Source organism: Coprococcus sp. AF16-5 (genome assembly GCF_003479365.1).
Classification (GTDB): Bacteria; Bacillota; Clostridia; order Lachnospirales; family Lachnospiraceae; genus Coprococcus; species Coprococcus aceti.
Genome location: NZ_QUGZ01000001.1, coordinates 737621 through 750704 on the forward strand (window position 1 = coordinate 737621; position 13084 = coordinate 750704).

8 protein-coding genes are annotated in these 13084 nt (G+C 43.5%); all 8 read right to left on the minus strand.

Annotated elements, in window-relative coordinates:
* Window positions 1-62 precede the first annotated feature (62 nt).
* The 8 genes from DWW70_RS03310 to serC all read right to left on the minus strand — a co-directional run bounded on the left by DWW70_RS03310 (window position 63) and on the right by serC (window position 12807).
* Window positions 63-974 (minus strand): mechanosensitive ion channel family protein, encoded by a 912-nt coding sequence (locus tag DWW70_RS03310; RefSeq protein ID WP_117548774.1) that lies wholly within the window; start codon window positions 972-974, stop codon window positions 63-65.
* 15 nt (window positions 975-989) lie between these two features.
* Entirely contained in the window at window positions 990-2873 is a 1884-nt protein-coding gene (locus tag DWW70_RS03315; protein WP_118016665.1) for a GlgB N-terminal domain-containing protein, read from the minus strand.
* Between the two features lie 19 nt (window positions 2874-2892).
* Window positions 2893-4128, minus strand: a complete 1236-nt coding sequence (locus DWW70_RS03320) for a DUF1015 domain-containing protein (protein WP_118649337.1) — start codon at window positions 4126-4128, stop codon at window positions 2893-2895.
* 41 nt (window positions 4129-4169) lie between these two features.
* Window positions 4170-4736, minus strand: coding sequence for an AAA family ATPase (locus DWW70_RS03325; RefSeq protein ID WP_015533536.1), 567 nt, complete (start codon window positions 4734-4736; stop codon window positions 4170-4172).
* A gap of 192 nt (window positions 4737-4928) precedes the next feature.
* Window positions 4929-9188 (minus strand): Ig-like domain-containing protein, encoded by a 4260-nt coding sequence (locus DWW70_RS03330; RefSeq protein ID WP_118649231.1) that lies wholly within the window; start codon window positions 9186-9188, stop codon window positions 4929-4931.
* A 221-nt stretch (window positions 9189-9409) separates the two neighbouring features.
* On the minus strand, window positions 9410-10501 hold the full coding sequence (asd, locus tag DWW70_RS03335) for an aspartate-semialdehyde dehydrogenase (protein ID WP_015533537.1): 1092 nt from the start codon (window positions 10499-10501) through the stop codon (window positions 9410-9412).
* Between the two features lie 26 nt (window positions 10502-10527).
* A complete protein-coding gene (locus DWW70_RS03340; protein ID WP_015533538.1) occupies window positions 10528-11694 on the minus strand; it encodes a phosphoglycerate dehydrogenase in 1167 nt (388 codons plus the stop codon).
* Window positions 11695-11724: 30 nt separating this feature from the next.
* Window positions 11725-12807 carry a 3-phosphoserine/phosphohydroxythreonine transaminase gene (gene serC, locus DWW70_RS03345; RefSeq protein WP_015533539.1) on the minus strand — a complete coding sequence of 361 codons (1083 nt, stop codon included), beginning with the start codon at window positions 12805-12807 and terminating at the stop codon, window positions 11725-11727.
* Window positions 12808-13084: the final 277 nt, after the last annotated feature.

A 13084-nucleotide genomic window follows, 5' to 3' on the forward strand; every position in this document is an offset into this window, starting at 1 on the left:
ATGATTATACTCGATTGCCTTTATTTTTGCAAGAAATCAAGCATTTTATGTGTGTTAATGAACTATTGTCTCATGTGCACATCCACCTGATTGAACGGAATCTCTATGCCGTTCTCATCAAATGCCTTCTTGAGCTTCCACATGGCATCCCACTTGGCATCGAAAAACTTCTCTATCGTCGCATAGAACTTCACATACATATTGATACCGCTGTCAGCAAATTCATCTATATAGAAGAGAACCTGCTCATCCTTAAGGAAACCGTCAACATCTTTTATGGTCTCAAGTGTGACTCTCTTGACCTTCTCCATATCGGAGTCATACGCAACGGAAAATGGTATCTCCACTCTCCTCATATCGTGCTCAGTCACATTCACAAGGGATGTATTGGATATGTTACCATTCGGTATGACGACTGATTTGTTGTCGAGGGTTATAAGTCTTGTATAGAATATATCTATGGACACTACTGTTCCCTCACAGTGGGTATTGTTCTCCACTATATAATCTCCGACCCTGAATGGCTTCAGTATGAGTATCAGCAGCCCGCCCGCAAGATTTGACAGACTTCCCTGGAGTGCAAGTCCAAGGGTAACGCCTGCTGTACCGAGTATGGTTATGAATGATGTGATCTGAAATCCCACGATACTCGCCGCAGTGAGCACGATCAAAACATTCATGACGATCTTGACCGCCGATATGAAAAATCCTGCAACACTCGGATCAAGCTTTGATCTCTCGAAGCTCTTCCTGAGTATCTTGAGCAGAAGTTTCACCAGCTTGAAGCAGACAACCATGAATATGACCGCCACTACAATACTGCCCAGCTTGGACATGCACCAGTCTGTAAGCTTCTGGATATATTGTCCTATGATGCTCACCTGATCCGTTGCCTCCTTCACAGCATCCCCGACCACACTCTCTGTGGTCGCAGTATCAGCCGCCATGTTATACAGATCACCAATCAATAGCATAAATGTCTATTCCTCCTATTTTACATGGGCAAACACTGCAAATGACAGTGCAGGAGCACTCACTTCTATCACGCCATCCGCAGCAGTCTCATATCCTTTGTTATTGTTGCCCTCGCCTCCGTATTTCAGGTTATCACTTGAGAAGATCTCTCTGTACTTTCCATCCGTCTCAACCGGAAGCTTATATCCTGTCACATTTTTAAGTCCGAAGTTGCAGACAATATACACATCATCTGCGACATCCAAACCATGTCTTACAAATGATATTACCTGTCCCTTCTCCTGTATATCAAGTGCACTGCCGGCAAGGTCCCTGCCATCACCGCACAGAGCATTCTTTGTATCGTATAATTTGTTGAGTTCCTTTATATATTTCTGAAAATAGCTGTTTGCATCGAACTCAAGAACCGACCAGTCGATCTGGGTTCTTCCGTCAAACCCGGCAAATCCGCCTAATTCCTGTCCCATAAACGTCAGCTTTCTTCCCGGTAGTGACATGGTGAGACCAAACAGAAGTCTGAGATCAGCATACTTGTCCTCATAGCCACCCGACATCTTGGATGCGTAACTTCCACGCTCATATGCAACCTCATCATGGCTGAGCGCCCATACGGTATCATCCTTCTCATCAAATGGTATACCACATGTATAATCCGTAAAGCTTCCTCTGTTCACAGGAGGTATCATCATGAAATCTGTCACTCTGGACACAGCCTCATTATTCCACCTGAGATCTGTCATAACATCATCACCTGCAGTACCGAGGTTTGTTCTCAGCGCTCTGATAAGCTCCTCATCCTCCAGCCTTACTCCGTCCAGATGATATGTATCTATCCAATATGCGATACAATCCACATCCCTCACAGATACCATATCCATGATAACGCCTATCCCCTTGCTGTGGAAATGATCGACCATGGCCATGAACTCCGTAGGTGATCCAAATCTCGATGTCGGAGCGAACATTCCCACGGTATCATAACCCCAGCCATTGTCATCTCTATATTCCATAAGTGGCATAAACTGTATGTAGTTGTATCCCATATTCTTCACGTACATGGCAGCCTCTTTGCCAAATTCGAGATAGTTAAGAGGATATCCATCTGAGTTTCTCTTCCATGTCGGCATGTGGACCTCATATATATTTACCGGGGCAGATACACTGCCTCTCTTCTTCATATATGAAGAGTCTGACCAGCTATACTCAAGCTTTGCAAGTACCGACGCATTTCCCGGTGCCACCTCATAAACCTCAGCGTAAGGGTCTGCAAATATATCTGTATTTCCATCTCTGTATAATGCCTCGAATTTGTATCTGGTATTCATGAGATCGCCCGGAATGAACAGCTCAAACATATCAGTGTAGTCAATCCTTCTCATAGGATTCACGCGTCCATCCCATCCGTTGAAATCTCCGACCACACTGACCCTGGTTGCCCCCGGCATATTCATGCAGAACGATACACCCTGTACACCATCGAGCGTGATCTGTCTTGCTCCAAACAGATCCTTTACATGGAAATCCGACAATATTCCATCGTCTCCATTTACCACCTTCATGACATTGACCGGATCCACGCTGTATCCGAATGAATACGGATCATAGAATTCAGCCGCCTGCTCGCCTTCTGTTATGAGCTTATATGCAAATGCCCCGCTATCCTCGATCTTCACTGTAAAAAATCCCTGTGAACCTATCTCGGTCATAGGATATTTAAATATCGGCTCGCCCGTTTCTTCATTTATCCTGAGAACAAACGCAGCCGTAGCCCTCGGAAGGTATGCATTTACATAGCAGTCATTAAGACACTGGTGCATACCAAGAATATGATGAGGGTTGCCATGCGTACCCCTTGTTATCGCTGCAACCTCATCTGATTTCAATACAAATATCTCCATAAAACCCCTTCTCCTAATGTTAGTCTATCTTGTGTATAAATATTCCGCTTCTGAGCTTTGGCTCAAACCACGTTGACTTTGGAGGCATGAGAAGTCCCGCATCTGCAATGTCGAACAGTTCAGTGATGGATGTCGGATACATCGAGAATGCAACCGCCATTCCTCCATCCACCAGACGCTCAAGCTCTGCAAGTCCTCTGATTCCACCTACGAACATGATCCTCTGATCAGTTCTCGGATCCTGTATTCCAAGTATCGGTGCAAGCACATTATCCTGAAGTACCGATACGTCAAGTCTGCCCACGACATCATCCGGAACAATACCTTCTCTGACATCCAGTCTGTACCAGCTTCCATCCATGTACATTCCCACCTGTCCTTTGACCTGTGGTTCCACCGGAACATCACTGGCTGTCACATCAAATATCTTTGAAACCTCATCCATGAATTCCTGCTTGTCATGTCCGTTGAGATCCTTTACCACTCTGTTGTACGGCATGATCATAAGCTGGTCATGAGGGAAAAGTACAGAGAGGAAATAATTGAATTCCTCATCCCCGGTATATCCCGGATTCTTCTCTCTCATATGGATTCCCGCCTTGACGGCCGATGCCGCCCTGTGGTGTCCATCCGCTATATAGATATCGTCCACTCCTTCAAATGCAGCTCTGATGGTGTCTATATCTTCCTGGCCATCTATTATCCATACGTTGTGAGTGATCCTGTCAGGTGATGTGAAGCCGTACAACTTATCACCCTTCTTCACTCTATCGATGATCTCGTCAACCTTATCTATCGCTCTGTACGCAAGGAATATAGGTCCCGTCTGCGCTCCGCATGCCTCGACATGCTTTATTCTGTCTATCTCCTTGTCCTCTCTGGTATTCTCATGCTTCTTGATGACTCCATTCATATAGTCATCTATAGAAGAACATGCCACGAGTCCTGTCTGATGCCGGCCATCCATGATAAGCTCATAAATATAATAGACTGGTCTGCGCTCCATGATATATGTTCCATCATCTATCATGCCCTGAAGCAGCTGACCAGCCTTATCATATACACATGGAGCATATGTATCCACATCTGGTCCAAAGGATGTCTCTGCTCTGTCCACTTTCAAAAATGATAATGGTTCGCGCTTGACCTCTATCTCTGCTTCCTGACGGTTATACACATCGTATGGCAAGGCAGCTACTCTGCCTGCAACATCTGGTCTCGGTCTATAGGCTCTAAAACTTCTGATTGTTGCCATATTCTCTACTCCTGTCATAAATATTTTATTGTATGTGCCAATTAACCTCTTACAGCCTTGACAACCTTCTTGATCGAATCCTCATATTCCTCCTCTGATGAGTTCTCGAAAATGAAGAGATCCTTGATGTTTGTAGGCGGATTGAAGTTCTGGCTGTTGATGTACTCATCCCAGTGCTCAAGCTTCCATGTATCCCTGTCTGAAGCTCTCTTGATCATTCTCTCATGACATACATCTTTTCTTGTATTTACCCAGATAACGAAGAGCTCTGCATCTTTCTCTGCAAGCTTAGCGCGAAGATTGTCAAGATACTCATCATCTCTGATCTCCTCTGTAAACGGAGCATTGATGAGAACTGTATCATTGTAATCCAATGCCTCAAATGCAAGATCCAGCACACAGTAATACTCGTAATCTCTGATCTCCTTCTGGAAGAAATCTGATGAACGGTTGTACTCCTGTCCGGCAACCACAAATATCTGCTTTGAAAGCACGATAAGTGTATCCTTGTCAAGGTATACACAATTGTGAAGTGCCTTTGCAACCTGCTTTGAAATAAATGTCTTTCCACATGCTGGTGGTGATGTAACTAAAATAAGCTTCTTCATATCTATAAATGCCTCCATGTAAATGAAATCAATTTTTCTAATAGTTTATCACAATTGCTATTTGCTTACAACATTTTTTAACGTTAAATAAAAATAAAGAACAGCAAAGAACAATATACGTAAAAAACCGTCAGACCTGTTTTGCAGGCCTGACGATTAAGATCATATATTCCAACTATATGTTGTTATATTTTATTTTACTATGATTGTACACTTTGCGTACTTACCACTGCCATCCTTAGCCTTACATTTAATTACCACACGGCCCTTCTTCTTACCTACTACTGTTCCACTTGTTGTTACGGTAGCTATCTTCTTATTTGAAGAAACCCAGATAACTGCCTTGTTGTTTGCAGTTGCAGGACCTACTGTTGCCCTGAGTGTTATCTTTCCCTTTCTCTTTATGGTTGCTGTCTTCTTGTTTAACTTGATCGAAGAAACCATAATAACTGAATTGATTGTACACTTGGCAGTAATATTGCTTCCGTCCTTTGATTTACATGTGATAACTGCCGAACCCTTTCTAACAGCCTTGACAACTCCTGTTGACGAAACTGTTGCAACCTTGGTGTTCGATGATGACCATGTAACCGCCTTATTGTTTGCCGCTGCAGGACCTACAGTTGCCTTGAGTGTGAATGTAGCACCCTTCTTGATAGTCTTGTTTGTTGCATTGAGCTTGATGGATGTTACAGGCTGTGAAACCGTAACAGTACACTTTGCAAGCTTGCCGCTTCCATCCTTAGCCTTACATGTGATAACTGCTGTTCCCTTTGATACTGCTTTGATCGTACCATTGTTTACTGTTGCTACCTTGCTGTTAGAAGTTGTCCACTCAACATTTCTGTTATTTGCGTTAGCAGGAGCTACAGTCGATGTTATTCTGCCCTGTTTACCCACAAACAGATTCAGTTTTGTCTGATTAAGTTTTATTCCTGTAACCGGCTGGTTAACTGTAAGTCTGAGAGCTGCCTTGGCCTTTCTTCCTTCAATGCCTTCGACAGCCTCGCATGTGATTGTCGCTGTACCACGGGATTTTGCTGTTACCTCTCCATTCTGATCTACAGATGCTACTGCTTCACTCGAGCTTGTCCACTTCAGCTCTGTTTTTGAAGCATTCTCCGGATTGAGAGTCACATTCGGGGTAAACTTATCACCTACATTCACAGTCTTAGTGCTCTCACCCAATACTATTGATGATATCTGCTGGACTACTGTAACTTCACATGTTTTTGATACTCCACTTCCATCTCTTGCAGTACATGTTATTGTTGTTGTTCCGGCTTTAACACCTGTTATTGTTCCGTTTGATACTGTTGCAACACCCGGATCACTTGACTGCCATATAACATTTCTGTCATTTGCATCTTCTGGAAGTACGGTCTGCTTAACAGTTCCTCGTTCACCCACATACAGAGTGAGCTTCTCCTTGTCAAGTGTTATAGCACTTACATACTTCTTTACTGTAAGAGTGAATGATGTTGTTTTCTCACTTCCATCAACTGCTGTAGCTGTGATAACTGTGGTTCCTCTGTCGAGGGCTGTTATCAAACCATCCTTGTCAATGCTTGCAACACTCTCGTCTGATGATGCCCAGATGACTTCCTGATTCGATGCAGTTGCAGGGGATGCAGTGCTTGTTACCTGCAGTGTATCACCAGCATATATTGTTGTCTTGTCTCTGTTTATTCTAAGGCTTGTAACTCTCTGCTTTACTGTAATGTTGCAATCCACATACTCATCATCTGAAATTGAAAATCTGATAACAGCAGTTCCTGCTGATCTGGCAGTAACTGTAGCCTTTGTCTTATCTGTTGAACTATATGACACCGAAGCAACATTTGTATCTGACGATGTCCACTTCAAATTCTTGTAAATACTTGCATCATCCGCATCGATAACAGCCTCAAGTGATACTGTTCTGCTTTCCGTATCTGCTCCGAGCAGCAATTCTGCACTGTTCATATTGAGAGTCAAACCTTTTACAGGCGGCTGTACAGTCACATGACACTTGCCGTACACCTGCTCAGTATCAACAGATGTACATATGATATCAGCTTCTCCCGGATTGACTGCCTTCACATTTCCCTCGGCATCGACCGTAGCAATGCTCTCATTTGATGATGACCATACAACGCTCTGCTCCACTGCAGTATTTGGAGAAACCGTAGCAACGAGATTACTGCTTCCACCTGCAATGATCGTCATTCTAGACTGTGAAAGTGTCACGCTGTTTACTCTCTGTTCAACATTTACCTGAATTACTGTCTCTACATCAGGATTATCAGTTGATGTAAAATGAAGGAATGCGATTCCTGCACCTCTTGTTGTTATAGTCTTACTTGATGTATTAAACGACAAAACCTTATTGTTTTCTTTGCCATACGCATCAGTCACCTTACAAGTGAATCCTGATATCTCTTTGGACGCAAGACCATCCTCGGTAACACACTTTACATCCAGCTTCTTAGAGCCATTTCTTGGATATGTTCCACAGTCCATGTTGATGACTGCGCCATTCTCGTATGTTATCTGGTTGCCTGCATCATCCTTCTCGTTCTGATCTACAAGATAAAGTCCGGTAACAGGCTTGTGACACTCCATATTCACATATCCTATAGCACGATCATTCAGCAGAATGTTAATCTGAGCTGTTCCCGCCGAAACACAGGTCAGTTCTCCTGTCTCCCTGTCTATCTGTGCAACTCTTTCATTTGACGAACTCCATGTTATGTTCTTGTGTGGATTCTTTTCGTCATCCGTAGCTGTAAGTGTAGTCGTATCACCAACTCTGAAGCTGAGTGTAGAACTGTCTGACTTTACAACATTTCCATCAGTTGTATACCATACTGTGACCTTGAGCGGGTTAAGAATGTTGAGTGTGAACTTGACCTTCCCCATTCCTGCTCCTGTATAGTAATTGTATGTAATCTTCTCCGCATCCGGCTCCGCTGTAAATATATATCCATCAAGCTGTCCTCCAGTCACGGATGACGCCTCATTGCTGGCATCTATGCCCTGTATTCCTGCGTATCCTGTAGTATTCCTGTTTCGTTTATGAATTTCAACCCCATTATCATCCGTTAAAGGCTTGCCGTTGTTATCTACAGCAACAGGAAGTTCATAGTCATACCACGCCTTATGCAAACCATAGACTTTTGAAAAATCGCTAAAATCATAATCATAGTTCGTAGTATCAAGTGTTATATCCCTGCTATTCCCACTGCAACTGAACACACCATCATCGCCATAAAGTTTAGGACACACTGATATATCTATGGCCACAAGATTGTTGTTGTCAATCTCAAGTTCTTTAAGGTCAGGATGACCATCAAGCTTTATACCCTGGATATTATTGTCTGAAATATAAAGCTTCTCCAATAAACTGTTTGATGCTATATCAAGCTCTGCAAGAGAATTTGATGATGCGTCAAGATTAACCAGATTGGTGAGAGTAGATACATCAAGCTTATTTATGCCAGTATCCTTGACATAAAGCTCTCTAAGTGCTGTATTCGCAGTAAAATCCACCGCACCCAGAACATTGCTGCTGACATCAAGGTAGCTAAGACTTGTGTTCTTTGACACATCTATTGATGTAAGTCTCGTGTTAGAACAATCAAGTGTTGTAAGCGCCGGGGTATTGTCTATGTTCAGCTCAGCCACATAGCTATTTGAACAATCAAGCGAACCAAGGACTATATCACCGGATACGTCAAGCTTGGTAATTGACGAACGAACAACAACTCCACTGTCGCTCTTTGCTCCAGCACAATAAAGATTCTTAAGCTTCTCATGACCTGACACATCAAGGACAGGCAGTGAACGCATGCTGTCACAATAAAGTGTTGTAAGCTCCATGTTTGAGCCAAGATCAAGTGTTGATATGGTGGTTCCACTTACGCCAAGCACCTTAAGCCCCTTCATATTGCTGACATCTATCGATGAAAGGTTTGTTGAATTGGCATTGAGCAGTACAAGATTATTGTAATCAGCCAGAGATGTAAGGCTTGTGATCTTGTTTCCACTTATATCAAGATATGTAAGTTTCTCTGCACTTACCGGCAATGTCAGACTGTCTATTCTGTTACTTGAGACATCTATATATTCAAGATTCTCAAGATTCTCTATATCAAGATTCCTTATAGACTGCTCATTACAATCCAGCTTTGACAGATTGGTGAACAATTCTACGCCATTCAAACTTGATATAGCAGGAGAACACTTCGAAACATCTATAGATGTTACATTCGAGATCTCCGCATCTGACAGATAACCATTACTGTCTGTATCGAAATTACTCGACACATAGCTTCTAAACGACGAATCCGTAAACGTGTCAGCTATGGATACGCCATCATCCGCTGCATAAACCGGGCCAACACTGGCCAGTGACTGGACAATCATCGCTGCACTCACAGCCGCTGCCAGCCATCTCTTCCCTTTTCTCATAAAATACCTCCCTTAGTAATTCATGGTTTATTTACAATTAATCTAATTTTAGTATACCTGTTTGTGCAATGTCAACATAATGTTATCAATAATACTGCATAATATAACGCCATGCAAAACAAAAAAATTGCCGGAACATGTTCAATTCATAGCAGCAACATTATCCCGGCAAATCTTTATGATATTGTTAGCACAGACACTTCAAATATCCATATAATTTATTACTTCTTTGTGATATATCCCTTAGCCTTCAGAAGCTCTGCACAGAGAACTGCACCACCTGCAGCACCTCTTACAGTGTTGTGTGAAAGGCCAACGAACTTCCAGTCATATACTGAATCCTCACGGAGACGTCCTACGCTGATACCCATACCTTTCTCGAAGTCAACGTCCAGAGCAACCTGTGGTCTGTTGTCCTCCTCAAGGTACTGGATAAACTGCTTTGGTGCACTTGGAAGACCAAGCTCCTGAGGCGCGCCCTTGAAGCTTGTCATAGCCTCGATAAGCTGCTCCTTCGTAGGGTTCTTTCTGAACTTTACGAATACAGTTGCTGTATGTCCGTTGAGAACTGGGACTCTGATACACTGGCTTGTGATAGTGATTCCCTCTGCAGGAACGATCACACCATTCTCCTTGTCTACCTTACCCCAGATTCTGAGTGGCTCCTTCTCTGACTTCTCTTCCTCACCACCGATATATGGGATGATGTTGCCAAGCATCTCAGGCCAATCCTTGAATGTCTTACCTGCTCCTGAGATTGCCTGATATGTGCTTACGATAACCTCGTATGGCTCAAATGGCATCCATGCTGTAAGTACCGGTGCGTAGCTCTGGATTGAGCAGTTAGGCTTAACTGCAACAAATCCTCTCTCTGTTCCAAGTCTCTTCTTCTGGAACTCGATAACCTCTGCATGGTCTGCATTGATCTCTGGAACCATCATAGGAACATCAGGAGTCCATCTGTGAGCTGAGTTGTTTGAAACTACAGGAGTCTCTGTCTTGGCATAAGCCTCCTCTATAGCCTTGATCTCATCCTTTGTCATATCTACTGCTGAGAATACAAAATCAACTGTGGCAGCAACCTTCTCTACCTCATTGACATTGTATACTACAAGCTTCTTAACTGCTTCTGGCATCGGTGTATCCATCTTCCATCTGTCACCAACTGCCTCTTCGTATGTCTTGCCTGCGCTTCTTGGGCTGGCTGCAACTGTAACGACCTCGAACCAAGGATGGTTCTCAAGAAGTGAGATAAATCTCTGACCTACCATACCTGTTGCGCCAAGGATACCTACCTTTAACTTGTCACTCATTTTTCTTCTCTCCTATTTATCTTTTATTACTTTATGACTCTTACCTTAACAACTCCCTCGATTGCTGAGAGTTCTGCGATGTCGTCTGCTGTTGGCTCTACACCGATATCAAGGATAGAATATGCGTAATCGCCCTTTGCCTTGCTGATCATTCCTGATACATTGCCGCCCTTCTTGGAGAATACTCCTGTGAACTGGGTGAGCATGTTAGGGATGTTCTTGTGGCAGATAGTAACTCTGGCTACATCACTGCACTGTCCCATGTTTACGTTTGGATAGTTTACAGAGTTCTTGATGTTTCCATCGTTGATGTATGCCTTGATCTCCTTACAAGCCATAACTGCACAATTGTCCTCTGACTCTGCTGTTGAAGCTCCAAGATGTGGGAATGCTACCACGTTCTTGTAACCTGCTATAGCTGGGTTAGGGAAGTCTGTCATATACTTTGCAACCTTGCCTGAGTCGAGTGCCGCCTTCATATCCTCATCGTTGACCAGTACGTCTCTTGCGAAGTTGAGGATCTTCACGCCGTCCTTCATCAGTGCAAATGCATCTGCATTGATCATTCCCTTTGTGCTGTCAAGAGCTGGAACATGAACTGTTATATAATCACAGTCTCTGTAGATATCCTCTACATTTGTGATGTGCTTTACATCCTTTGAAAGTCCCCATGCTGCATCTACTGACACATATGGATCATATCCGTATACCTGCATGCCGAGCTTAAGCGCAACATTTGCAACCTTTGCTCCAATGGCACCAAGTCCGATTACACCGAGCTTCTTGCCAAGGATCTCATTGCCTGCGTAGTTCTTCTTCTGCTTCTCCACCATCTTGGCGATATCTGCCTCAGCGGCATTGTCCTTGACCCAGTTGTAACCGCCAACGAGATCTCTTGAAGCCATGAGGAGTGCTGCTACTACAAGCTCCTTAACACCATTTGCATTTGCTCCTGGTGTGTTAAATACTACGATACCCTTCTCAGCGCACTTATCAAGTGGAATGTTGTTGACACCTGCACCTGCACGGGCTACTGCCAGAAGGTTGTCTGACAGCTCAAGATCATGCATGGATGCACTTCTGACCAGAACTGCATCTGCATCTGCGAAATTGTCTGTTACTTCATATGTATCAGGTAAAAGCTCCATACCGCACTTGGCGATAGGGTTTAAGCAATTAATCTTTACTGACATGTCTTTTTCTCCCTTTTCTGTTACTATATATTACTTGTTCTCTGCCTCGAACTTCTTCATGAACTCTACAAGCTTCTCAACACCCTCGATAGGCATTGCGTTGTAGATAGATGCTCTCATACCACCTACTGTTCTGTGACCCTTGAGGTTGACAAATCCAGCCTCTGTAGCCTCCTTGACGAACTTTGCATCAAGGTCTGCGTCACCAGTTACAAATGGTACGTTCATGAGTGAACGGTCTTCCTTTACTACAGTTCCCTTGAAGAGCTCTGAGCTGTCGAGGAAATCATAGAGGATCTTGGCCTTCTTCTCGTTGTGAGCCTTCATAGCCTCAAGGCCGCCCATCTCCTTAACCCACTTGAATACCTTGCCACAGATATAGATGCCGTAGCATGGAGGTGTGTTGTAGAGTGAGTCCGCATCTGCCTGAGTCTTGTACTTGAGCATGGTTGGTGTAAATGGCATTACGTCATCTCTGATAAGATCCTCACGAATGATAGCCACTACTACGCCTGCAGGACCAACGTTCTTCTGAACTCCGAAGTAGATCATACCGTAATCCTCAACATTTACAGGCTGTGAGAGAATGTCTGATGACATATCTGCAACGAGTATCTTGCCCTTTGTGTTAGGAAGTGTGTGGTATGTTGTTCCATATATAGTATTGTTATGACAAATGTAAACATAATCAGCATCGTCATCTATTGGAAGATCTGAACAATCTGGGATATATGAGAAAGTCTTGTCTGCTGATGATGCAACTGCAACTGCCTTTCCATATTTCTTTGCTTCTTCGTATGCTTTCTTTGCCCACTGACCTGTGATGATGTAGTCAGCCACGCCATTCTTCATGAGATTCATTGGAATTGCTGCGAACTGCTGAGAAGCTCCTCCCTGAAGGAAAAGCACCTTGTAGTTGTCAGGTATGTTCATGAGATCTCTGAGATCCTTCTCTGCCTCTTTGATGATATTGTCGAAGGCTTTAGATCGATGGCTCATCTCCATTACGCTCATGCCTGTTCCCTTGTAATCAAGCATTTCTTCTGCTGCCTCTTTTAATACCACCTCAGGAAGAACTGAAGGGCCTGCTGAAAAGTTGTACACTCTTGCCATTTTTGTTATCTCTCCTTCTTTTTAGTTGTGACGATGATTTTTCCTTCCTGACGAACAGATTGTCAATACTTGTATTCCTTTCTGGGGACGCTCTCGCTCGTTTCGGTCTGCAGCGGTACTAAGGCTCACTTTGTATCGCCAAGTACCGGCGACCTCAAATGCCCTGCGAAAGGAATACAGCAATTTCCAATCTTGTTCTTCGCTCAAGGCAAAATCATCTGTTGTGACTTAATTAAATGTGTGCGAGATATTTTACTTAACAAAAATGTCCTTCGTT